Origin of the sequence: Streptomyces sp. NBC_00457 (assembly GCF_036014015.1) — a bacterium.
Lineage (GTDB): Bacteria > Actinomycetota > Actinomycetes > Streptomycetales > Streptomycetaceae > Streptomyces.
On the sequence record NZ_CP107905.1, the window covers coordinates 1921669 to 1943946 of the forward strand.

The 22278-nt window shown below is 69.1% G+C and carries 21 protein-coding genes; 7 read left to right on the forward strand and 14 right to left on the reverse strand.

The window, feature by feature from the left end; all coding sequences use genetic code 11:
- Positions 1-280: 280 nt before the first annotated feature.
- A complete protein-coding gene (locus tag OG828_RS08940) occupies positions 281-826 on the reverse strand; it encodes a nitroreductase/quinone reductase family protein (RefSeq protein WP_328500735.1) in 546 nt (181 codons plus the stop codon).
- A 25-nt stretch (positions 827-851) separates the two neighbouring features.
- Here OG828_RS08940 and OG828_RS08945 point away from each other — a divergent pair, with 25 nt between their 5' ends.
- Positions 852-1499: a TetR/AcrR family transcriptional regulator gene (locus OG828_RS08945; RefSeq protein ID WP_328500736.1), complete on the forward strand. Its 648-nt coding sequence runs from the start codon at positions 852-854 to the stop codon at positions 1497-1499.
- A 247-nt stretch (positions 1500-1746) separates the two neighbouring features.
- Here OG828_RS08945 and OG828_RS08950 read toward each other — a convergent pair whose 3' ends face one another.
- The 12 genes from OG828_RS08950 to OG828_RS09005 all read right to left on the reverse strand — a co-directional run bounded on the left by OG828_RS08950 (position 1747) and on the right by OG828_RS09005 (position 15943).
- The gene (locus OG828_RS08950; RefSeq protein WP_328352212.1) at positions 1747-2217 is read right to left on the reverse strand and encodes a MarR family winged helix-turn-helix transcriptional regulator; all 471 of its coding nucleotides are present in this window, start codon (positions 2215-2217) and stop codon (positions 1747-1749) included.
- Positions 2218-2444: 227 nt separating this feature from the next.
- Positions 2445-3116 (reverse strand): response regulator transcription factor, encoded by a 672-nt coding sequence (locus OG828_RS08955; RefSeq protein WP_328352215.1) that lies wholly within the window; start codon positions 3114-3116, stop codon positions 2445-2447.
- Positions 3113-4483, reverse strand: a complete 1371-nt coding sequence (locus tag OG828_RS08960; protein WP_328500737.1) for a sensor histidine kinase — start codon at positions 4481-4483, stop codon at positions 3113-3115. Before OG828_RS08960 ends, OG828_RS08955 begins: the two co-directional genes overlap by 4 nt.
- A 26-nt stretch (positions 4484-4509) precedes the next feature.
- Positions 4510-5343, reverse strand: coding sequence for an ABC transporter permease (locus tag OG828_RS08965; RefSeq protein ID WP_443062496.1), 834 nt, complete (start codon positions 5341-5343; stop codon positions 4510-4512).
- On the reverse strand, positions 5343-6281 hold the full coding sequence (locus OG828_RS08970) for an ABC transporter ATP-binding protein (RefSeq protein ID WP_328352224.1): 939 nt from the start codon (positions 6279-6281) through the stop codon (positions 5343-5345). Before OG828_RS08970 ends, OG828_RS08965 begins: the two co-directional genes overlap by 1 nt.
- A gap of 230 nt (positions 6282-6511) precedes the next feature.
- Positions 6512-8638: a glycosyltransferase gene (locus tag OG828_RS08975; protein ID WP_328500738.1), complete on the reverse strand. Its 2127-nt coding sequence runs from the start codon at positions 8636-8638 to the stop codon at positions 6512-6514.
- Positions 8635-9465 (reverse strand): DUF998 domain-containing protein, encoded by an 831-nt coding sequence (locus OG828_RS08980; RefSeq protein ID WP_328500739.1) that lies wholly within the window; start codon positions 9463-9465, stop codon positions 8635-8637. Before OG828_RS08980 ends, OG828_RS08975 begins: the two co-directional genes overlap by 4 nt.
- Positions 9466-9734: 269 nt before the next feature.
- A complete protein-coding gene (locus tag OG828_RS08985; RefSeq protein WP_443062378.1) occupies positions 9735-11957 on the reverse strand; it encodes an MMPL family transporter in 2223 nt (740 codons plus the stop codon).
- Positions 11958-11962: 5 nt separating this feature from the next.
- The gene (locus OG828_RS08990; RefSeq protein WP_328352238.1) at positions 11963-12178 is read right to left on the reverse strand and encodes a hypothetical protein; all 216 of its coding nucleotides are present in this window, start codon (positions 12176-12178) and stop codon (positions 11963-11965) included.
- Positions 12179-12537: 359 nt separating this feature from the next.
- A complete protein-coding gene (locus tag OG828_RS08995) occupies positions 12538-13725 on the reverse strand; it encodes a PP2C family protein-serine/threonine phosphatase (protein WP_328500741.1) in 1188 nt (395 codons plus the stop codon).
- Between the two features lie 392 nt (positions 13726-14117).
- On the reverse strand, positions 14118-14786 hold the full coding sequence (locus OG828_RS09000) for a response regulator transcription factor (RefSeq protein ID WP_328352246.1): 669 nt from the start codon (positions 14784-14786) through the stop codon (positions 14118-14120).
- Complete coding sequence (locus OG828_RS09005; protein WP_328437420.1) at positions 14783-15943, reverse strand: sensor histidine kinase; 1161 nt, start codon at positions 15941-15943, stop codon at positions 14783-14785. Before OG828_RS09005 ends, OG828_RS09000 begins: the two co-directional genes overlap by 4 nt.
- Before the next feature lie 657 nt (positions 15944-16600).
- Here OG828_RS09005 and OG828_RS09010 point away from each other — a divergent pair.
- The 3 genes from OG828_RS09010 to OG828_RS09020 are packed head-to-tail and all read left to right on the forward strand — an operon-like array spanning position 16601 to position 18782.
- Positions 16601-17665, forward strand: coding sequence for an aromatic ring-hydroxylating dioxygenase subunit alpha (locus OG828_RS09010; protein ID WP_328352252.1), 1065 nt, complete (start codon positions 16601-16603; stop codon positions 17663-17665).
- Positions 17662-17847 carry a hypothetical protein gene (locus OG828_RS09015; RefSeq protein ID WP_328500742.1) on the forward strand — a complete coding sequence of 62 codons (186 nt, stop codon included), beginning with the start codon at positions 17662-17664 and terminating at the stop codon, positions 17845-17847. Before OG828_RS09010 ends, OG828_RS09015 begins: the two co-directional genes overlap by 4 nt.
- Positions 17844-18782: a PDR/VanB family oxidoreductase gene (locus tag OG828_RS09020; protein WP_328500743.1), complete on the forward strand. Its 939-nt coding sequence runs from the start codon at positions 17844-17846 to the stop codon at positions 18780-18782. The genes OG828_RS09015 and OG828_RS09020 overlap by 4 nt, the downstream gene beginning before the upstream one ends.
- On the opposite strand, the gene OG828_RS09025 is transcribed toward OG828_RS09020, so the two are convergent.
- Positions 18733-19548 (reverse strand): IclR family transcriptional regulator domain-containing protein, encoded by an 816-nt coding sequence (locus OG828_RS09025; protein WP_328352261.1) that lies wholly within the window; start codon positions 19546-19548, stop codon positions 18733-18735. The genes OG828_RS09020 and OG828_RS09025 overlap by 50 nt on opposite strands.
- A 191-nt stretch (positions 19549-19739) precedes the next feature.
- On the opposite strand from OG828_RS09025, the gene OG828_RS09030 reads away from it, so the two are divergent.
- Genes OG828_RS09030 through OG828_RS09040 form a run of 3 tightly spaced genes read left to right on the forward strand, consistent with a single transcriptional unit; the run spans position 19740 to position 22260 of the window.
- Complete coding sequence (locus OG828_RS09030; protein WP_328352264.1) at positions 19740-20714, forward strand: ABC transporter substrate-binding protein; 975 nt, start codon at positions 19740-19742, stop codon at positions 20712-20714.
- Complete coding sequence (locus OG828_RS09035) at positions 20711-21484, forward strand: ABC transporter permease (RefSeq protein WP_328352267.1); 774 nt, start codon at positions 20711-20713, stop codon at positions 21482-21484. Before OG828_RS09030 ends, OG828_RS09035 begins: the two co-directional genes overlap by 4 nt.
- Positions 21481-22260, forward strand: a complete 780-nt coding sequence (locus OG828_RS09040) for an ABC transporter permease (protein ID WP_328437422.1) — start codon at positions 21481-21483, stop codon at positions 22258-22260. The genes OG828_RS09035 and OG828_RS09040 overlap by 4 nt, the downstream gene beginning before the upstream one ends.
- The last annotated feature ends 18 nt before the right edge of the window (positions 22261-22278 follow it).

The following is a 22278-nucleotide window of genomic DNA, read 5'->3' on the forward strand; positions in this document are numbered from 1 at the left end:
AGCTCACCTCGCACCGACGGGATTTCGCGAGCACATCCGGATGCAGGCGGCCGAGTCGTTCGCCCTGGTGTCGGCCCCCTGGGACACGAAAGTGCCGCAGCCGCCAAGCAGTTACGCGTCAGCATGCCGTCGGCACAGCGATGGCGCCGGGCCTGGGAGCAGGGCAAAACGTCGCGGGTTTCCCGCGTTGATGGCAGTGGGTGGTGTAACTGACCTAGGTCGTTCCGGCGGGAATGGTCGGTGGCAAGCAGGTTGATGCCGGACTTGGCCAGTTGGTTCATCAGGCTGTGGGGTCATTTCTCGCGGATGGCGGGGTGGAGGCTTGTCCCTGCACACGCTCCAGCACGACGACGGGGATCTGCCTGCCTGAGGCTTCCTCGAACTTGGCAAACTTCGGCACAAGCGCGATCTCTTTCGCCCAGATCCGCTCCCGCTCCGCGCCCTGCGCGAGCCGCGCCACGACTGGCACGATCTCCTTGCCCACCTCGACCGTTGTCTGCGGATTCGCCATCAGATTGCGATACCACGCAGGATGATCGGGACTGCCGCCATGAGTACCAAAGACGGCCCAGTTGTCACCGACCGGCAGAAAAAACAACGGGTTGATCCGTTCACGCCCAGTCTTGGCCCCGGTGTTGTGCACCAGGATCAGGGGCATGCCGGGGCGTTCTTCGAAGCCAGGAACTCGAGGTGGGACGGGGCGGCCCGCAGCGAACTCTTCCTCACTGCTCCAAGCCGCGTACCCGCCACTGGCCCGGACCCCGGCGATGATCCGCTCGTTCCAGTCGTTGATGCCAGGGGACTCGGCCTCGTTGGCACTGGGCATGGATGCGTCAGTCAGGCTCGGACGCATGGCTACAACTGGGCCGCAAGGCGCCATCAGGCGCCGCGCGCCGCGTGTGGACGCGATACGCAACCGGGAAGTGATCCTCGATGTCGCCTCCGAAGCAATGGCCTCACAGGACGCTGCGGTGGACGCGCGCGAGATTGCCCGCCTCAGCGGTGTGGGCATGGGCACCCTCCACCGTCACTTCCCGAAAAAGGAAGATCTCGTCCAAACGGTCCTGCGGAGGGACTTCTCCAGGTGGGCGGAGTCCGCTCGCCAGGCGGCGGTCGGGGCCGAAGACCCCTGGGCGGCACTGACCGACTTCTACCAGCAGGCACTGACCGGCTACGCGCGCCACCGCGTCATCGTGGAACACTTCGCGTTGACCTGGTCGGAACCCGACCTGGAGGGCATCCAGCAGCTTCGCCTCGTCCTCGAGCAACTGCGCGCCCGCGCCACGGAGCAACTGCGCCCAGGCGTGACCACCGACGACCTACTGCTCCTGCTGGTCTCACTGGGCCACGCCGTCCAGATCACCGACAAGTGCCGCCCGCAGATGTGGAACAGGCTGCTGCGAATCTCCCTCGACGGCCTGCGCGCCGACCACCGCGAACCACTTCCCGCCGATGCGTCATCGGACACTCACCGCCCGAACCCGGACCGGAAACCCTGATCAGGCAAGCCTTCTCACCCGCGGCGAGGTCGTGACACAAGAACGCGAACAAGTGGCACTCCCGCACCTCATCGCCGCGTCGACCAGCAGAGTCCACCACACCGATCCGCTTCGGGGCCACTCCCCAGCAGAGCGCCTGGCCGACGCCCGACCAGCGCGCGACCCGTGGTCGTTGTCGCGCGGCCTCGTCCAGCCGATCTCCGCAAGCGTCTGCTTGACGCCTTGCTTCACTCGCGACGCCTGTCCGCTACTTCGTTCCGTTCCGGCGTGATCGAACCGCCGATTCCCCAGCCCCGACGTTGCGCGCATCGATCGCGTGGAGCAGCTTCTTGAGCTCATGACGCTCGCCGGACTCGAGTTGGGCCATCAGGCGGTCATCGGCGACGCGCACCGCTGCTTCGGCCCGCTTGAACAGGGCCCTGCCCTTGGGTGTCAGCTTGGCGGGCAGGCTTCTGCCCGACGGCACGGTGGCCGGTCGCGCGATCGCGCCCATCTCCTGCAGATCCCGCACGACCTTGTTCATCGCCTGCGGCGACACGCCGGCATGACGGGCCAACTCAGCGTTGGACTGAGACGGGAACATGGACAAGTTGCGCATGCACACGAACTCCGGCAATCCGATGCCGAGCGGCTGGAGCTCCGCTGCCACTAGCGGACGCAGTGCGGCCATCACCTGGTAGAGCAGGAAGCCCAACGGCTGATCTTCATCGTCATGCATGTCAAGTAGTTTGACACACCGTGGCATGCTGATCGGGCAGTGACTGCACTGCCCAGCCGGGGCGCCGGGACCTTCAGCACCTGGGCCACGAAGGCCGATTGGTTCGAAGAACCGACGTCCTGCCGCCAAAGGCTGAACCCGTCACCACGACGACGGGCTGCGTGCCCGTGCGGGCAGAGGAGCAGCGTGAAGGCTGTGATGGGCCCAGCAGACCCGCGCCACGACTGCTACGGCTTTGTCCGAACCAGTCCCGCGTCGTACGCGATGATCACGGCCTGGATGCGGTCCCTGGCTCCGATCTTGGCGAGGACCCGGCCGACGTGCTTCTTCACGGTGGATTCGGTGAGGACGAGCCGTTCGGCGATCTCTGTGTTGTTCCAGCCCCGGCCGATGGCGATGAGCACTTCCCGCTCTCGGCCGCTGAGGGCGGCCAGCCGGGGATCCTCGGAGGCACGGGTGCCACTCGAGGCGAGGACTTGGTGGGCGTAGGCGTCCAGCAGGCGCCGGGTCAGGCTGGGGGCCACGACGGCGTCGCCGGTGGCGACCGCGTGGATGCCGGCGACGATTTCCTCGGGGCGGGCGTCCTTGAGCAGGAAGCCGCTGGCTCCGGCGCGTAGTCCGTCGTGGGCGTACTCGTCGAGGTCGAAGGTGGTCACGATGAGGATGCGGGTCCGGCCGCCCCCGGCAGCGGTGATCCGGTGGGTTGCCTCCAGGCCGTCCATCCCGGGCATGCGGATGTCCATCAGGACGACGTCGGGGCGCAGTTCGGCTGCCATGCGGACGGCCTCCGCGCCGTGCTCGGCCTCGCCGACGCAAGTCAGGCCGGGGGTGCCCTCGATGAGCATGCGGAAGCCCATGCGCTGCAGGGGCTGGTCATCCGCGATCAGCACAGTGGTCATGGCAGCGGTTCTTCTCCTGGTGCCGGCGGGGCGGGCTCGTCGGATGCGTGAAGTACGACGTCGACGATCCAGCCGGGCCGGTCGTCGCGCGGGCCGATGGTGGCGATGCCGCCGTACAGGGCGGCCCGCTGGCGGATGCCGACCACGCCGTGCCCGGGATCGTCGGCCTGCGGCTGTGGCCGCAGCCCGGGTACCTCCAGTGAGGCGCCGGTGTCGGTGATCCGGATGCGGACGCGTCCGGCGTCTGCAGTCACGGTGACTTCGGCGGTGGAGCCTGCACCGGCGTGCTTGAGGGTGTTGGTCAGGGCTTCCTGGACGATGCGGTAGACGGTCAACTGCACGCTGTTGTCGAGTGTGTCGAGGTTGCCCACGCTCCGGTAGGTGACGCCCAGTCCCGCGGTGCGGACCCGGGCCAGCAGGGCATCCAGATCGCGGATGCCGGGCTGCGGGCTGAGCGGCCGGTCGCCGTGCTGCTTCACGCGCAGGACGCCCAGGACGCGCCGTAGTTCGCTCATGGCCTGGCGGCCGGTGTCGCCGAGGATGCGCAGGGACTGTTCGGACTGCTCGCCTCTGGTGGCGGCGAGGGTGGCGGCGCCGTCGGCGACACTGATCATGACGGAGAGATTGTGGCCGACGATGTCGTGCATCTCGCGGGCGACGCGGGACCGTTCGGCGGCGACGGTGAGCTGTTCACGCTGGTCGCGTTCGATCTCCAGCCGTCGGGCACGGTCTTCCAGCGCGGTCAGATACAGCCGGCGAGTGCGCAGCATCAGCCCGACGGCGGCAGCCGCAGTCATCGTCCCCAGCTCGAAGAACAGGCTCTGCAGCCAGCGTTCAGCCGGCAGCAGTACGAGAACCGGAACCGTTTCCTGCGCGATGGCCACGGCGGCGACCCAGCCCAGTAGGCGCAGGGAACCGTAGCGGGCCATGGTGTACAGGGCGATGAACGCGGCGATGCTGGCCGCCAACTGCAGGCCCAGCACCCCCTGGACGAGGGCGACCAGGGCGATCACGAAATACACGGGGGCCGGGGCGCGGCGGCGCCACCACAACGGCACGATCAGCGCGGCGGACACCACGTAGGAGACTGCGGTCGGCAGGTCGTCGCGGCCATGGGTCACTCCGAAGGGGCCGTCTCTGCCACCGTCGGAGACCAGGTCGGTCAGCCCGATCACCGCGACGATCAGCACCACCGCGGTGTCGAGCAGCCAGGGATGCCGCTGGCCCAGGTGCTGCAGGCGGCGCTGGCGGCGCAGCAGCCAGTCCAGCAGGGGATGTCCCCCGCCGGCGTCGGGTCCGGAGGACGGCGAGGGTGCCGCCCCCCGGACCCGGTCCTCGGCAGGGGCCGCCCGGCGGTGCCGATTCATGAGCCCGATGGTCTCCACTTCCCTGCTCAGACGTCGGTCCGCTTCAGCCGGAAGGCCGCCGCGGCGAGTGCGAGAGCCACCCAGCCGGCGAAGACCACGAACCCGCCACCGGGCGAGAGGGAATCAGCCGACTGGTGCAGGGAGAACATGGCCTCTCCAGCCGTGCTGGGGAAGCGCGGCTCGAGCGCGTCGGCCATCGAGTCGGGCAGCAGCGAGGTCAGATTGGGCAGGATCATCATGATGCCGAGCAGGGAGGAGATACCCCCGGCAGGAGAGCGCAGCAACGCGCCCAGAGCCACACCGAACACCGCCACGAGAGCCATATAGACCCCGAAACCGAGCAGGCTGCGCAGCACACCCTCATCCCCCAGCGACAGGGAGATCTTCTCGCCGTCCAGGCCGATCGCGCCCAGCGCGAACGCCATCAGCGCGCCGATCGTGGTAAGGACCAGCACCAGCAGCGCCACCACGGCGCTCTTGGCGAACAGCACCGGCAGCCGCCTGGGGACCGCAGTAAGCGTGGAGCGGATCATGCCCGTGCTGTACTCGCCCGCGAACAGCAGCACTCCCAGCGAGCCCACGACCAGCGACACCAACGGCGTGCCCATCAGCGCCAGGCTGACCGCGTCACTGGACCCGTCGCCCATGCCCTGATCGGAGTTCCCTGCCGTGGGGGGACTGTAGGTGGCGGAAGCGATCACCCCGAAGGCGAGCAGCACGACCAGGGAGGCAGCCAGGGCGATCCAACTGGAGCGCAGCGACCAGAACTTGAGCCACTCCGAACGCACGACCCCGCGGGGCGTCACCTTGCCCACCGGCGTCGCCGCGGCAGGTGCTTCGGAAAGAGAAGAGGTAGTCATCATGCCGCCTGTCGGTCGGTGGCCGCGTGGTCGGCGGGTGCGCTGTGGTACTCCACAGCGTCGCGGGTGAGGTCCATGAAGGCCGTCTCCAGGGAAGCGGCCTGCGGGGTCAGCTCAGACAGCGGCACCCCGTGCGAGGCGGCAATCATTCCGATCTCCCGGGCGGTGCGCCCGGAGACCACCAACTCCTCGGCGGAATCGGAGGTGATCATCACATCCGGGCCGGCGATGAGCGAGCGCAGCCGCTCCGCCTGGTCAGTGACGACCTTCACGCCACCTCCGGCGGCCGTCCGCGTGAAATCGTCCAGCGTGGTGTCCGCGAGCAGCCGTCCGCGGCCGACGATGATCAAGTGGTCGGCGATCAGTGCCATTTCGCTCATCAGGTGCGAGGAGAGCATCACCGCCCGGCCCTCGTCAGCCATCCCGCGAAGAAGGTTGCGCACCCACAGCACGCCCTCCGGGTCCAGGCCGTTGACCGGCTCGTCCAGCATGACGATCTCCGGATCTCCCAGGAGTGCTGCGGCGATGCCGAGCCGCTGCCCCATGCCGAGCGAGAAGGCGCCCACCCGCTTGCCTGCCACACTGGTCAGCCCGGCCAGCTCGATCACTTCGTCCACCCGGCGGCGCGCAATGCCGTGCGTGTGGGCCAGCGCCATCAGATGGTTACGTGCGCTGCGCCCCGGGTGGACGGACTTGGCCTCGAGCAGAGTGCCGATCTCGTGCAGCGGCGCCGGGTGCTCCGCGTAGGCGCGACCATTGACGGTGACTGAGCCCCCGGTCGGGGCGTCGAGACCGGCGATCATGCGCATGGTTGTCGACTTGCCCGCGCCATTGGGGCCGAGGAAGCCGGTCACTTCACCAGGTTTGACAGAAAAGCTCAGACGGTCCACGGCCGTCTTGTCGCCGTAGCGCTTGGTCAGCTCGTGCGCTTCGATCATCGAGGTCACCCTTTCTCCACTCCAATCACGGCCACGGAAGGGCCGTGACCTCTGCTTTCGACGCTACGGGCGGGAAAGGCCGAATCACTGGGACCCCGGGCCACTCTTCGAGGGCCCACTTGTACTGAGGTACCAGTGGGCCACCGCCGGCAGGAGAACGACCGTCGGGTGAACTTCCCCGAGGGTGCTGGCCACGACGAAGAGCGGCGGCAGTACCAGCCCTCCTTGGTTCATCGCCAACGATCAGAATTCGCTGCGTATCCATGCCAGTCAGGGTGAGCGGTGGCGGGGAGGCGGGGCGTGGGAAGGCCGCGCAGGACTCGAGCCGCCTGCTCATAGAGACCCTCGAAAGCCGTCAGAGTATGGGTGATGTCGTGCTCGGCGATGAGGGTCCGGCTTGCCTCGCCCATCCGCACTCGCTCCTCGGCATCGTCCAGGACAGAGGCGAGAGCTGCGGTCAGGGCCGCGATATCACCGGGAGGATAGAGACAGCCGTTATGCCCGTGATGCACCAGATGGGGCAGCGCCATAGCAGCGGCGGCGACCACCGGCTTGCCGGCGGCCATGGCCTCCATGGTGACCAGGCTCTGCAGCTCGGCCGTGCCTGGCATACAAAACACATCACAGCGGGCGTATGCCTCCAGCACCTCCTGGTCGCTGATCAGCCCGTGAAAGGTGACCCGGTCGGCGATGCACAGCGTGCGGGCCAGGTTCTGCAGCTCGGCGCGGCAGGAGCCGTCGCCGACGATCTCAGCCTGGACCCTGTGATGGGCGGGAAGCAGTGCCACGGCGCGCAACAGCTCGTGCACATTCTTCTCCGCATCCAGCCGCCCCACGAACAGCACCCGCAGGGTGCTATCGGACTTGGGTCTGGCGGGCTGGGCGAACCGGGCGAGATCCAGACCGCACGACACCGCCAGCACAGTGCGGCCCAGCTCGCGCTCCGCCAGCAGGCGCGCGGCGCGGGGAGTGGGAGCGGTGACGATCTGCGCGTGGCGGAAGACACGCGACAGATCACGCCAGGCCCATGCGCACGCAGACGCGGCGAGCCTGCCGCGCAGGCGGGTGAAGCCGATCAGATTCTCCGGCATGAAGTGGTTGGTGGCCACGACCGGGATGCCCTGGGCGCGGGCAGCGGAGATCGCGGTACGGCCCACGCAGAAGTGCGACTGCGCATGGACTACGTCGGGCGCCAGCTGGTTCAGCAGCTCGGTGACCCGTGTGCGGATCTGCCAGGGCAGACAGACCCGGATGGTGGGATGGAACGGAGTGCGGTGCGAGACAAGCCGGTGCACGGTCACACCATCGGCCGTGACCTCCCGGGCACCGGCATGCGGCGCGGGGCAGATGGCATGGACATCATGGCCCCGGCCGGCCAGACCGGCAGCCAGGCGGTGGGCGAAGTTCGCGGCGCCGTTCACGTCCGGTGGGTAGGTATCCGCGGCGATGACGATGCGTCGTCGGGGAGGAAAGGACATGCGGGGCTCCTGAGCAAGGGGGTGGGCAACTGGCGCGGGAGGGGCGTAAGGGGTGAACACAGCGGCGTGCAGGTCCCGGGAGAGGGCGATCACACCGGCCACCGCCAGGGCGGCGCAGGCCAGTGCCGACCCGGCGACGGACGCCGTCAGCGCGGGGGCCTCCCCCAGCAGTGCGACACCGATCACGACGGCGACCAACGGATCGGTGATGGTGACGCTCGCCGTGGTGGTTTCCGGCGGCCCGTCGGCATAGGCACGCTGCAGCAGCCCGAACCCGGTGAGGACCGCCGCGACGGCACCGGCGAGCGTGCCGAGCAGGCCGGGGGACAGGCCCTTCTCGCTGTAGTGCTCGATTGCGGCCCGGCCCAGGACTGACGCGTAGCCGTAGGCGGCGCCCGCGCCCACGCTCAGCACCAGACACCGGCGCCGCCCGCCGAGCACCCGTGCGGCCAGATGGCAGGTGAGCGCTACGGCAGCGACCCCCACCCCGGCCTGGACCTGCGCGACGGTGGTGATCGGGGTGGGCACGGTGTGCGTGGCGGCGAGCACAGCGAAGGCGCCGGCCCCGACGACGATCGCCACCAGGGCGCCAGCGGTGGGTCGGCCCGGCCACGTGCCCCGCCTCCTGAGCTGCCAGGCAACGCTCCCCGCGAGCCCCAGCACCCCAGCCGGCTGTACCACCGTCACCGGCGCCAGCTGCAGCGCGGCGACCTGGAGCCCTGCCCCTGTGGCGATCAGAGCGAGGCCGGCGAGCCAGCGGGGTTCACGGCACGCGGAGGTCAGCGGCAGCGGCGCTGCGCACGTGCTGTGCTGCAGCCGCGTCCCCTCGGCGAAGAGCCAGGAGTTCAGCACCGCCAGTGTGATCGCGAACCAGGTCACGTGCGTGCCTGGCCGGCTCGTACCGCGTCGGCGAGGGTGCACAGCACGCCCAGCTCCAGGGCGAGGGTCACCCGCTCGGCAAGACCTTGCCGGCCGGCCATCCAGCGGGCAGCCGGGTTGGCCGGGGCCCGGGCGCACAGATACGTGGCCAGGAACGATGCACCGGCCGCGGTGCTGGCCCAGGACATCAGCCGCAGCGAGCGGGCCCTTGCCTTCAAGGCGGGGAGGCGACCGATCCGCCGAGCGATGAGCAGCCCGCCGGCTGGCAGTGCTGTGACTGCGGCGGCACAGGCCCAGTTGTGCACCAGGCCGCCGACCGTGGTCGGGCTGTCGACCGGGTCGGTCCTGAAGGCTGCGCACAGTGCAAGACCAGCGCACCAGGTGCCCAGCAGCACCGTCGGAGCTCCCCCCACCGGGAAACGGGAATGCACCGCCGAGGCAAGGAGCGACATCGATCCCACCGACAGGCAGGCCGCCGTGGCGGTAAAAACCTGGTTGGCATCATCGTCGAGCGCGTAATCGCTCACCGTCTGCCGGACCGCGTCGAATTTGTGGGCCCACCCCACATGCAGGGCAGTGGCTCCGACCAGGCAAGCGGCCACCCCCGCCTGGCTGGTGGCCGCAAGAGCGCGGGAAACGTGTCTTGCGTTCATCGGCCGCACCACACCTGTGCCGCGATGTGGCGTGGGCGAGCCGGTTGATGCGACTTGCATGAAGGACGCGCCGGGCGCGGCTGCATCGTGGCGTGCGTGGCCGCCGCTGTCGCGGAGCAACCGGGCGTCGAAGAAGTTGGCGACGGCAGTGATGTGCCGGCTGGTGATGGCCATGTGCGACCGTCCTCCTGAGATGGACCCTTGGTGCGGGGCACGGCCCCGCAGGGCAAGTGATCGCGCACAAGCGCGACAGCGGGGAACTCGCCTGCGGCAGGCCGCTCTTGCTGCCGCGATGTCCGTGTCGTTGGGGCGCACGGCGCCCGGGTCCGGCTGTGCACATCTGCCGTGCACGCGCTGGGCTCGGACGGGTTTCGGCCCGGGCCCAGCGCGTGGACGTGGCGCAGCCTGATCAACGTGTAGCGGCGATCATGGCAATCTGCCGATCACGCAGCGGGGGTCCCCTTGGCCGCTGGTGGGCTGTCCGCAGGGGCTTCGAGCGTCACCTTGGGCAGCCACCGGGCGAGCGGGGCGGGCAGCCACCAGGCCCACTTGCCCATCATCTGCATGAGGGCCGGGACCATCAGGCAGCGGATCACCAGCGCGTCCATCAAGATCGCCACCGCGAGCCCCAGGCCGAACTGCTGGAGCATCCGGTCGGCGCTCAGCATGAAGGCGCCGAACACCACGATCATGATGGCGCCTGCCGCCGTGATCACCTTGCCGGTGGAGGCCAGTCCTTCCCGTACCGCGAGGGAATGGTCCTTCGTACGTTCCCACTCCTCGTGCATTCGCCCGACGAGGAACACCTCGTAGTCCATGGAGAGCCCGAACACGATCGCGAAGATCAGCACGGGAAGGAAGGCTTCGATCGGGCCCGGCTGCACCCCGAACAAACCGTGCTGGAACACCAGGGTCATGGCGCCGAGCGCGGCGGCGATCGAGATCAGGTTCAGCAACGCTGCCTTGAGGGGAATCAGGATCGACCGGAAGACCATCATCAGGAGCAGGGACGACAGCCCGACCACGACGGCGATGAAGATCGGCATCCGCTTGGCGACGGTCTCCGAGAAGTCCTGGGAGCCTGCGACGGCACCGCCCACCAGGACATTGGCGCCGGTGTCCTGCTCGAGTTTCGGGGCCACGTCCTCGCGCAGGTGGTGCACCAGGTCGGCAGTGCCCTTGTCCTGCGGTTTCGTCGTCGGATAGACGAACACGGTGGACAGGGCGCCATCCTCGGAGGGCACCGCGGGGCTGGCCGCCGCCACACCCTCGGTCTTGGCCAGTGCGGCCGACACGGTCTTGCCTGCTGCCGCGTCTCCTTGCGCAAGGACGATCAGCGGACCGTTGAAGCCCGGGCCGAAGCCCTCCGTGAGCAGGTCGTACGCCTGCCGGGACGTCATGGTCTTCGGATCGTTGCCCGCGTCGGCGAAGCCGAGCCGCATGCCCAGAGCCGGTGCGGACAGTGCCAGCAGGGCGATGGTGGCGGCCACCAGAGCCGGCAACGGCCGACGCTGTACCGCCGAGGCCAGGGCCCGCCAGCGGCGTCCTTCGGCCTTGCCCTTGGCCTCGGTCTTGGCCGCGTGCTTGAGCACATGGCGCTGGATGCGCTTGCCGAGGATCGCAAGGAGTGCGGGCAGCAGGACCAGCGAGGCGGCCATGGTGGTCAGCACGGTCAGCGCCAGGGAAAGGGCCACCCCCTGCAGCGAGCCGAGACCGAGCGCGACCAGCCCCAGCAGGGCAATGATCACCGTGCAGCCGGCGAAGAACACCGTACGTCCTGCGGCGTCCAGGGCCTTACGGGTGGCTTGGGCCGGCTCGGCGCCGTCGGTGAGTTCCTGCCGGTAGCGGTAGAAGATCAGCAGGGCGTAGTCGATGCCGACGCCGAGCCCGACGAGCATCGTGATGGGCGGCGTGAAGTCGGCGATGGTGAAGACGTGCGAGGCGAAGATGATCAGCCCGAGGGCCGAGCCGACCGCGAAGAGGGCAGTGACCAGCGGCACGGCGGCCGCCACCAGGGAGCCGAAGAGCAGCCCGAGGATGATCACAGCGGCCACGATGCCGGCCATTTCTGCGATCGGGGCTTCCTTCTCCTCGGCACCGCGCACGGCCTCGCCACCGAGCTCGACCTGGAGACTGCCTGACTCGATGTCCTGGGCGGTTTCGATGATCTTGGCGACCTGCGCCTTCGGCACGGCCTCGGTCTTGCCGTCGAGCGTGACGGTGGCGTAGCCGATCGTGCCGTCCTTGGACACGGCAGCGGCGTCGGCGTAGGGGCTGCGCACCTCGGCGACGCCCGGCAACTGCTCGACCTCGGCCAGCATCTTCTCGACGGCGGCCTTGGGCTGGTCGATGCCCTGGGTGTCCTTGAGGACGATCTCGACGCTGTCCCCGGCCTGGCTCGAACCGTGCTTCGTGAACAGGTCGGTGGCCGTCTGCGAGTCGGTGCCCGGCAGTGCGAAGTTGTTCTTGTATGCGGCGCCGGCGGCCGTCGAGCCCAAGGTGACGGCGGCCAGGACGGCCACCCAGAGCAGCAGGGCGGCCCAGCGGTGACGCTGGGCCCAGTCGGCCATGGCGCCGAACCGGCCGACGCGCGCTTTGGCTCGCCGGCCTTCTCGGCCTGGTGGAGGCGGGGCAAGGGGCGCGGGTGCGCCGCGGTTGGGAGACATCGTGACTACCTCGGATTCGAGCGTGAGTTGCCGGGCATGAGGAACGCGCCCACCACGGCGCCGCACAGGGCAGGCACGCCGATCGCCAGGCCGGCGAACAGGCCGTCGATCTCCAAGGCCAGGGCCCCGGCAGCCGAGACCAGCAGAATTCCGGCGGCTGCTCCTACGAGAGCGCCGACGATCGCGGTCGTGACCCGTCCGGAAGAGCGAGGTGCGTTCATGCCGTTGATCGTGCATGCGCGACCAGGCCCAAATCGTCAGTCCCGGGACGACACCAGGCGTACCCCAGCAGATGTATTCGACGCGGTACCCCTGAAGTACGACGGCGCCCACGGGCGGACGGTCAATCGAGTCAGGCCAGGTTCACCAGCCCGGATTGGCGAGGGGTGATCACTGGCTGGTCCGGCGTCGTCTCACCCGCTGTCCTGGGCGTGACACGCCCGGATGGTCGAGGCGTCCAGGAACTTCGGCTAAAACAGGCTCGCCAGCTCTGAGCTCCGCACGGCCATGTGGGGGCAGTCCGCCGGTGGCGCTGGCCGGAGTCGCTGGGCGCCCGCTGTTGCAGCGCGCGGCCAGCGCGTCATCGCAGGGCGTCTACCGGAAGAACGCCGTCAGAATGCAGCTCCGGTGGCTGATGCGGGGAGCGGCGTACTGCAAGGACCGCGACGTCGTCCTGCTGTGTGCCGGCGGTGAAGTCGCGCATGTCGGCGACGAGAGAGCGGGTGAGTCGGCTGGCAGTGATGTCGGTGCGGCCGCCGAGGCGCGCCTCCAGCGGATAGAAACCGCCTCCAAGCGCGCGGGCCTCGGTCAGGCCGTCGGTGCACAGCAACAGCGTGGACCCGGCCGGGAAGGCGAACCAGCTGACCATGCGTGGCTCGTCAACCAGGGCTCCCAGGCCTAGCGGCACGTGCTCCTGCTGTGTGGCCACAGTGGTGACGGCTTCATCGTGCAGCACATAGGGCGGGGGGTGACCGCAGACGACGATCTGAGCCTCGGCGCCCTTGTCCACCCCGACGACCAGAGCGCTGACGAATCGCTCCGGCTCACCGCGTTGTCCGCTGTTGTCGTTGTGGCGGACGACCGCTGTCTCGAGGGCGTCGACGAGCGCGGTCAGCGTCGCCTCGCGATGCGCGGCCTCGCGGAAGGCGCCGACGACGGCCATGGCCGCACCGATGGCGGCGAGCCCCTTCCCCTGAACGTCGCCGATCAGCACCCGGGTGCCCCAGGGAGTGGCGGCGACCTCGTAAATGTCGCCGCCGACGAGTTCGTCCTGCTGCACCGGCTCGTACACGCCATCTACCAGAACGTCGTCGGTGAGCACGGGCAACGGCCGCAGGATTTGCCGTTGCATTGCGGCCGCGGAGGACCGCAGTCGCACCAGCTCCTCTTCCCGCGTGATCCGCACCCGGGAGCCATAGACGGCCATCGCGTCGAAAGCGACGACGAGCAGCGCAAGGACCGCATCATCGATCAGTTCTCCCCCGGGCTGAAGCACCACGGGTACAAGAACTACGGCGCTCACCCAGGCGGAGACCAGCGCCGTCTGGCGTGGGTTGCACAGTGCCGCGGCGAACGCCGGCAGAAACACGAGCAGGCCGAGGAGGAACACTGGGTTCGCGGTCAGCAGGCCCACGGCGACCACCACGGCGGTCGCCGCCACCATGGCCAAGATGACAGTACGGGTGGGAGGCGTGCGGATGGACGCGCTCTCGCCCCTGTCTGTCAGGCGGTCCATGGAGGCGCGCACCGCGTGCAAGCGACGGAACATGCGTGCTACCTCCGGGCGGGCGAGGTGATCAGACAGGTACAGGTTCAGGCGCCGCGCGGGGCAGCAGGCATGCCGAGTCAGCGAATCACCCGCACTGCCGCAGGGTGTACGACCGCGCTCGTCCGGCGCAGGTGCACCTGTACGGGGGCGGGTGCGCCCCGGGTGGGGGCCGTAGTGACGTCCGACCACCCCGGGGCCGCCGGCATGCAGCCGGCCGCTGTGGCCTGTCCGAGGAGGGGTGCATTCATGCCGTTGATGGTGCACGCGCGACGCGGTTGAAATCGTCAGTCTCGGGATGACACAGGGCATACCTCAGCGGATGTAGTAAGCGGTACCCCGGGGCATTACGACGCCTGCGGGCCCGCGACCAGCCAGGTGAGGGCCGGGCCTGGCTAGTCCTCCAGCCAGCCGGGGCTGACCATTCCCGACTCGTACGCCAGCACCACGACCTGTGACCTGTCCCGTGCGCCCAGCTTCATCAGGATGCGGCTGACGTGCGTCTTCGCCGTCGAAGGTTGCAGCACCAGCCGCTCGGCGATCTCGTCGTTCGTGAGCCCCGCGGCCACCAGCTGCATGACCTCGCGCTCCCGGTCCGTGAGCACATCGAGCCGAGGGTCCGGCTGTGGGCCCTTGACCCGGCCCGCGAACTCGGCGATGAGCCGCCGGGTGACCGACGGGCTGATCAGGGCGTCGCCGCGGGCGGCGACCCGCACCGCGTGCAGCAGTTCCTCCGGCTCGGTGTCCTTCACCAGGAAGCCGGTCGCCCCCGCGCGCAGCGCCCCGTACACGTAGTCGTCCAGATCGAAGGTCGTCAGGATGACCACCTTCACCGCCGCCAGCTGCTCGTCCTCCGTGATCACCTGAGAAGCTTCCAGACCGTCCATCCCCGGCATCCGGATGTCCATCAACACCACGTCCGGCTTCAGCTCGCGACAGGCCGAGACCGCGGCTTGCCCGTCGGCGGCCTCCCCCACCACCTCGATGTCGTCCTCGTCCTCCAGGACCGACCGGAACCCGGCCCTCACCAGCCAGTGGTCATCCACCAGCAGGACCCTGATCATCGGCTACTCCGCTCCGTCGGCTCTCCTGTGATCTCGTACGGTAGCCGGGCCCGCACCGCGAATCCGCCTTCCGGCCGTGGGCCCGCGGCCAGCTCGCCCCCCAACGCCCGCGCACGCTCCGTCATTCCGGCAATGCCACTGCCGCCGCCCGCCCTGGCCGGGCGGGCTGCCGCACCCTGACCGTCATCCTCGACGGCCACCATCAGCTCCCGGTCCCCGTAGGCGATCCGGATCGTGACCTGTCCGGCGCCGCTGTGCCGGACCGCATTGGTCAACGACTCTTGCACGATCCGATACGCGGCCAGGTCGACTTGGGCGGGCAACGCGCGCTCAGCCCCGGTGCGTTCGATCCGCACCGCGAGCCCTGCGAGCTTCGCCGAGGCCACCAGTGCGTCCGCCCGGGCCAGACCCGGCGCGGGTGCCCTGGGCGCATCCTCGTCGACCCGGCGAAGCACGTCGAGGGTGGCCCGCAGCTCCTGCAAGGTCTCCCGACTACCCGCCTTGATGGCGCTCAGCGCCGCCTCAGCCTGTGCGGGGTCCTTCTTCAACCGGTGCAGGGCAGCGCCCGACTGCACGTTGATCATCGAAATGTTGTGCCCGATCACATCGTGCAACTCGCGGGCAATGCGCAGCCGTTCCTCGATAGCCCGCAGCCGCGCCTCCTCCTCGGCGTACGCCACCCGACCGTGCCGCACACTGCCGAGGGCCACGACGGCAACCAGCCAGCCGGTGAGCATGAACACCGCCGTACCCGTGACATCGCTGTGGGTCATGATGGCGCCCACGCCGACACCGATCACCATCGCCGACGCAATGGCGACGGCCAACCGCATCCGGCCCTGGGCTGCGATGGCGTACAGCGCCACGATCGGGACCAAGACCAACGGCCCGTCGACGGTACTGAGTACGTAGTAGAGCCCGGTGGCCAGCGCCGTGAACCAGCCCACCGTCGCCGGGCATCGGCGCCGGAACATCAGCGCGCCGCACACCGTGACGATCAGCAGCCAGGACACGATCAGCGAGGGCATCGGGCCCTCACCACTGCTCGGCCGCTGCCCCTCGGCGATCGCCAGCAACACGAACGTCCCCACAGCCAGCATGGCGTCAGCACAAGCACCACGAGGCAGCCGGAAACGGGTCTGAGTGAGAGGCGGCACGAGCCCATTCTGCCCGTGACGCCGATCAAAGGGGGACACCAGGGTGAGCAGGCAAAGGGGGCGCGGCTACTCTGCGCTGCTCCTCACCCGCCGTGCCGGACCGGGAAGGGCAAGGCGGCCATCCAGAACCACACGGCCCGCTTCCACCTCGGGCCACTCGTGGGCCGAGTCACCCTCAGACAGCGGCCCCGTTTCCGCAAGCGAGAGCTGGCGTCTCATCGGTGTCACCGGGAGACGAACAGCCGGTCGACGGCCGCGTCCCCACGCACGTCAATCCAGCAGCCTCCTCGCGATTCCTGTCCCCCGATTCGACCCGGATTCGCCCCCGAAGCCCTCTCCCGAGCCGACGAACATGGTTGATCTGCGACGATGCAATTTCTGCTCATGTACAGACAGTTTGTGGCATCAAAGTCGCCACAGAACACTAAGAGCGGTCACATGAACGCAATTCTTGAACACCACGATGATGACGCAGCCCATCAGCACGGCCGCTCATCGAGACTGCGACTCGACCGACATCGGTTCTGTTCCTGCATCCGTATCGCTGCTCTGACCAGGCGCTTTATTCAAAACCTTCCGCGAGACGGAAGGGGCATTGCGACCCTGGGACGCTCTCGTCGACGATGCCACCACCCATCAGAGACGGGAGCAGCAAAGATGCCGCACACGACCGCCTTCGCCAGGAACCAGTGGTACGTCGCCGCCTACAGCCACGAGGTCGGGCGTGAGTTGCTCGGCCGGAGCATCCTCGGTGAGCCGCTCGTGTTCTACCGCACCGAGGGCGACGGGACGCCCGTCGCCCTGCACGACCGGTGTGTGCACCGCAGGTACCCGCTGTCGGAGAGCGGTCTCGACGGCGACCGGATCGTCTGCGGCTACCACGGCTTCACGTACGACACGACGGGCGCGTGCGTGTACGTGCCGGGGCAGAAACGCATCCCGCGCACGGCCCGCGTCGCCTCCTACCCGGTGGTCGAGCAGGACTCGCTGATCTGGGTGTGGATCGGCGACCCGGCGCACGCGGACCCGCAGACCATCCCGCGCGCCCGGCACCTCGACTCCCCCGGCTGGACCACCGTCCGCGGCATGGAGCCCATCGACGCGGACTACGGACTGCTCGTCGACAACCTCCTCGACCTCTCCCACGAGACATATCTGCACGGCGGCTACATCGGCACCCCCGAGGTCGCCGAGACGCCCATCACCACCGAGGTCGACGAGGGCGCGGGGATCGTACGCGTCAGCCGGCACATGGACGACGCCGAGTGCCCGCCGTTCTACGCCAAGTCCACCGGCATCAAGGGCCGCATCACCCGCTGGCAGGACATCGAGTACCACGCCCCCTGCCTCTATCTGCTGCACAGCCGGATCGCCCCGGTCGGCGTGGTGCCGGAGGCCGACGGCAGCGACCCGAACGGCTTCCACACCGAGATCACGTACGCCATCACGCCGTCCTCGGACGGCAAGGTGTACGACTTCTGGATGGTCTCCCGGGACTGGGCGACGGACGACGAGGAGGTCACCGAGTTCCTGCGCGGCAACAACCACACCGTCGTCATGCAGGACGTCGACGCCCTCAACCTGCTCCAGAAGACGCTCGGGACCGAGCGGACGGGGTACCAGGAGCTGAGCATCAACATCGACACCGGCGGCCTGGCCGCCCGCCGTATCCTCGCCCGGCTGGTGGAGGAGGGCGACAAGCCGATGGAGAAGGTCCAGTGACGAGCCCCACAGGCGAGATCTACCGCATCGACTGGCTGCCGGGCACCGACCTCCTGCACGGCACCTGTCACTGCGGCGCCGAGCACACCGCCCAGGACCCGATCGAGATGTGGGAGTGGATGCTGGGCCACCCAGAAGGTCACCACCCCGAAGGACACCAGCCGCGAGGAAGCGACTCATGACCGTGTACGAAGCCGAACTCGTCGTCGACCGCACGGAGTCCGCGGCCGACGGCGTGCTCGCCCTCACCCTGCGCCATCCCCTGGGCGAGGAGCTCCCGGCTTGGGAGCCGGGGGCGCACATCGACGTCGTCCTGGGTCCGGAGCTGGAGCGGCAGTACTCGCTGTGCGGGGATCCGGCGGACCGCTCGGTATGGCGCATCGCGGTGCTGCGGGAGCCGGACGGGCGGGGCGGATCGGCGTACGTGCACGGGCAGTTGGGGCCGGGCGACAAGGTGCGGGTGCGCGGGCCCCGCAACCACTTCGCCCTGGCCCCGACCCCCCGCTACCGCTTCATCGCGGGCGGCATCGGCATCACGCCGATCCTGCCGATGCTGGCGGCGGCGGACGCCGCGGGCGCCGAGTGGACGCTGCTCTACGGCGGACGGACCCGCCAATCCATGGCGTTCACCGAGGAATTGCGGCGGTACGGCGACCGCGTCACCGTCGCTCCCCAGGACGAGGCCGGTCTGCTCGACCTCTCCTCGGTACTCGACGACCTCCCCGAAGGCACCCTCGTCTACTGCTGCGGTCCCGGGCCGCTGCTGGACGCGGTCGAGGAGCGCTGCCCGGCCGGAGTACTGCACGTCGAGCGATTCAGCCCGAAGGAGCAGCAACGGACCGGAGACGACGAGGAGTTCGAGGTCGTCCTGCAGCAGAGCGGGCGTACTCTCACCGTCCCGGCGGACGCCTCCGTGCTCGACACCGTGCGTGCCGCGGGTGTCGAGGTGCTCTTCTCCTGCACCGAGGGCACCTGCGGCACCTGCGAGACCGACGTCGTCGAGGGCACCCCGGACCACCGCGACTCGGTCCTCACGGACGAGGAGCGCGAGGCCGGGGAGACCATGCTCATCTGTGTGTCCCGGTGCCGGGGGAAGCGGCTCGTGCTGGACCTGTGATCCGTACGTCCGCCTCGATCCGGGCGACCGTCGCCAGCAGGTGGGGCAGCAGATCGCGGCGTACGGACTCGACGGAGTTGCGGCCGGCGTGCACGGCGATGTTCACGCCGGCCACCACCTCGCCGTCCCGGTCACGCACCGGGGCGGCCACCGATCGCAGCCCCTCCTCCAGCTCCTGGTCGACGAGGGCGTGCCCCTGACGCCGTACCCGGCGCAGTTCCGCGCGCAGGCCGTCCGCCGTGACGACGGTGCGGGCGGTGAGGGGGCGCAGGTCGGCGCGGGCGAGGCGGGTCTCGATCTCCTCGTCCGGCAGATGGGCGAGGATGACCCGGCCCACGGAGGTGACGTGCGCCGGGAAGCGGGTGCCGACCGTGATGGACGCGGTCATGATGCGGCTGGTGGGGACCCTGGCGACGTACACGATGTCGTCGCCGTCGAGGACGCACAGCGAGGACGACTCCCGTACCTGCGCGACGAGTTGCTCCAGATGCGGTTCGGCGATCTGCGGCAGGGTGAAGCTGGAGAGGTAGGAGTAGCCGAGCTCCAGCACGCGCGGGGTGAGGCGGAAGCGCCGGCCGTCGGTCTGGACGTAACCGAGATCGGCGAGGGTGAGCAGGAAGCGGCGGGCGGCCGCGCGGGTCAGTCCGCAGGCACGGGCCACATCGCTGAGTGTGAGAGCCGGATGCTCGGCGTCGAAGGCGCGGATCACGGCGAGACCCCGCTCGAAGGACCGGACGAAGTGCGGTGCGCGGGGTGCAGCGGGCATCGTGGCCTCCGGGCGGACGCATGAACGTGCGCTGTGCGCACGCTAAGAGCGCACATCTCGCCCTGTCAACGACCTGTGATGACACGGGCATTGACCGTGCCTCGGGACGGGCTTTACGTTCCCACACAGCACACCCGTACAGTCTGCGCACAACCTCTCGGAGCACCAGGACCGGTCCCACAGGGGGAGTCATGCGTCGTCGTCTGTTCCTCGGCCTCACGGCCCTACCCGTTCTGGCCGCCGCGACGGGGTGCGGCTCGTCCGACGACGGTGACGCGTCGGATGCGGGCTCCTCGTCCGGCGGCACCACCACGGTCAAGGTGGGGATCATCCCGATTGTCGATGTCGCACCCCTCTATCTGGGCCAGAAGAAGGGGTTCTTCAGTGAACGCGGCCTGAAACTGGAGCTGACGCCCGCACAGGGCGGCGCCGCGATCGTGCCGGGTGTGGTCAGCGGCCAGTTTCAGTTCGGCTTCTCGAATGTGACCTCGCTGATGGTCGCCCAGTCCAACAACGTGCCCATCAAGGCCGTGGTGAACGGCATCGCCTCGACCGGCGTGAAGGGCAAGGACTTCAACGGCCTGATGGTGAAGAAGGGCAGTTCGATCACTTCGCCGAAGCAGTTGGAGGGCAAGAAGGTCGCCATCAACACGCTGAAGAACATCAACGAGACCGTGGTGCGCCAGTCGGTGCGCGCGGCGGGCGGCGACCCCGACAAGGTGCAACTAGTCGAGCTCGCCTTCGACCAGATGCCCGCAGCCCTCGACAAGGGACAGATCGACGCCGCGTGCGTGGTCGAACCGGCGACCGCCACGATCAGGAGCCAGGGTGGCGTGGAGATCGCCTCTCCCCTGGTCGAGATCGCCCCGGACCTCACCGTCGCCCTGTACTTCACGTCGCAGCAGTACGAGCAGCAGAACCCGGACGTGGTGAAGAAGTTCCGGGAGGCCACCGCCCAGTCCCTGGCCTACGCCGACTCCCACCCCGACGAGGCCCGCGCGATCATCACGACGTACACGAAGATCCCGCCGGACGTGCTGAAGCAGGTGACCCTGCCCAAGTGGCCGGCCGAGGCCAACCGCGCCTCCATCGAAGCCCTGATGAAGCTGGGCGAGGAGGACGGCCTCTTCAAGAAGACGCCGGATCTGGACGCGCTGCTGCCGTGAGGGGCGTGAACGCCGCACTCGGTGCGGCCGGGCTCGCGGCCTTCCTCGCCCTGGGTGAGGCGGTACCGCGGCTCGGCCTGGTCAAGGACGACTACTTCCCGCCGACCAGCCGGATCGCCGACGCGCTCGGCGACGAACTCGGCGACGGCGCCTTCTGGTCGGCGCTCGGCGACACCCTCACCGGCTGGGCGCTGGGCCTGGTGATCGCGGCCTGCGCGGGGATCGTCGTCGGCGTGGTCATCTCGGTGGTCCCGTATCTGCGGGAGGCAACGGCCTCCACGATCGAGTTCCTCCGCCCGATCCCCTCGGTCGCCCTGATCCCCCTCGCCGTCCTCCTCTACGGCACCGAACTGCGCTCGGTGCTGCTCCTGGTCGTGTACGCCTCCTTCTGGCAGGTGCTGATCCAGACCCTCTACGGCGTCCAGGACCTGGACCCGGTCGCCGACGAGACGGCACGGTCGTACGGCCTGGGCACCTGGGCGCGGATCCGGCATGTGCTGTGGCCGACCGCGCTGCCGTATGTCATGACCGGGGTGCGCCTGGCCGCGGCCGTCGCGCTGATCCTCGCGGTGACCGCCGAACTCGTCATCGGCGCACCGGGGCTGGGCGCGCGGATCGCCGTGGCGCAGACCTCGCAGGCCGTGCCCGACATGTACGCGCTGGTCGTGGTCACCGGGCTGCTGGGGCTGCTGATCAACGTGGGTGCGCGGTCGGTGGAGCGGCGGGCGCTGGCCTGGCACCAGTCGGTGCGCGGGGAGGTGATGGTGTGAAGCGGCTGCTGCTGCGGGTGTTCTTCGTGCTCGCGCTGCCCGCGGTGCTGGTGGCGGGCTGGTGGGTGGCGTCCGACAGCAGTACGGACGTGTACTGGCCGCCGCTGCGGACGATCCTGAAGACCTTCCCCGACGTCTGGACCGCAGACCGGCTCCAGGACGACGTCCTGCCCAGCGTGCTGCGGCTGACCGGCGGCTACGCGCTCGCGGCGGTCGTCGGCGTGACGCTCGGCACGGTCATCGGCTCCTACCGACGCGTGAGAGCGGTCTGCGAACCGGTCCTGGAGTTCCTGCGGGCGGTGCCGCCGCCGGTTCTCGTGCCGGTCATCATGCTGTTCGCGGGCATCGGCGACACCATGAAGGTCACGGTGATCGCCAGCGGCTGCGTGTGGCCGATCCTGCTCAACACGGTCGAGGGCGTGCGCGCGGTCGACTCGGTGATGGCGGAGACGGCGCGCAGTTACGGCATCACGGGCACCGCGCGGCTGCGGAACGTCGTTCTCCGCTCGGCGAGCCCGCAGATCTTCGCGGGGCTGCGCCAGGCGCTGTCCATCGGCATCATCCTCATGGTCATCAGCGAGATGTTCGCGGCCAGCAACGGCCTCGGCTTCACCATCGTCCAGTTCCAGCGCGGCTTCGCCATCCCCGACATGTGGACCGGCATCCTCCTGCTCGGTCTGCTCGGCTTCCTCCTCTCCGTCGTCTTCCAGCTGGTCGAGCGCCGGGTGCTCGGCTGGTACCACGGCCTGCGCGCCTCGACCAGGCGGTCGCCGTGAACCTCGCGAAAGGGCGGT

Bases quoted from the DNA above. Each gene is read 5' to 3' on its own strand.
- OG828_RS08940 (WP_328500735.1), bottom strand. From the start codon at position 826: ATGCCCAGTGCCAACGAGGCCGAGTCCCCTGGCATCAACGACTGGAAC.
- OG828_RS08945 (WP_328500736.1), top strand. From the start codon at position 852: ATGGCTACAACTGGGCCGCAAGGCGCCATCAGGCGCCGCGCGCCGCGT.
- OG828_RS08950 (WP_328352212.1), bottom strand. From the start codon at position 2,217: ATGCATGACGATGAAGATCAGCCGTTGGGCTTCCTGCTCTACCAGGTG.
- OG828_RS08955 (WP_328352215.1), bottom strand. From the start codon at position 3,116: ATGACCACTGTGCTGATCGCGGATGACCAGCCCCTGCAGCGCATGGGC.
- OG828_RS08960 (WP_328500737.1), bottom strand. From the start codon at position 4,483: ATGAATCGGCACCGCCGGGCGGCCCCTGCCGAGGACCGGGTCCGGGGG.
- OG828_RS08965 (WP_443062496.1), bottom strand. From the start codon at position 5,343: ATGACTACCTCTTCTCTTTCCGAAGCACCTGCCGCGGCGACGCCGGTG.
- OG828_RS08970 (WP_328352224.1), bottom strand. From the start codon at position 6,281: ATGATCGAAGCGCACGAGCTGACCAAGCGCTACGGCGACAAGACGGCC.
- OG828_RS08980 (WP_328500739.1), bottom strand. From the start codon at position 9,465: ATGGCCATCACCAGCCGGCACATCACTGCCGTCGCCAACTTCTTCGAC.
- OG828_RS08985 (WP_443062378.1), bottom strand. From the start codon at position 11,957: ATGTCTCCCAACCGCGGCGCACCCGCGCCCCTTGCCCCGCCTCCACCA.
- OG828_RS08990 (WP_328352238.1), bottom strand. From the start codon at position 12,178: ATGAACGCACCTCGCTCTTCCGGACGGGTCACGACCGCGATCGTCGGC.
- OG828_RS08995 (WP_328500741.1), bottom strand. From the start codon at position 13,725: ATGTTCCGTCGCTTGCACGCGGTGCGCGCCTCCATGGACCGCCTGACA.
- OG828_RS09000 (WP_328352246.1), bottom strand. From the start codon at position 14,786: ATGATCAGGGTCCTGCTGGTGGATGACCACTGGCTGGTGAGGGCCGGG.
- OG828_RS09010 (WP_328352252.1), top strand. From the start codon at position 16,601: ATGCCGCACACGACCGCCTTCGCCAGGAACCAGTGGTACGTCGCCGCC.
- OG828_RS09020 (WP_328500743.1), top strand. From the start codon at position 17,844: ATGACCGTGTACGAAGCCGAACTCGTCGTCGACCGCACGGAGTCCGCG.
- OG828_RS09025 (WP_328352261.1), bottom strand. From the start codon at position 19,548: ATGCCCGCTGCACCCCGCGCACCGCACTTCGTCCGGTCCTTCGAGCGG.
- OG828_RS09030 (WP_328352264.1), top strand. From the start codon at position 19,740: ATGCGTCGTCGTCTGTTCCTCGGCCTCACGGCCCTACCCGTTCTGGCC.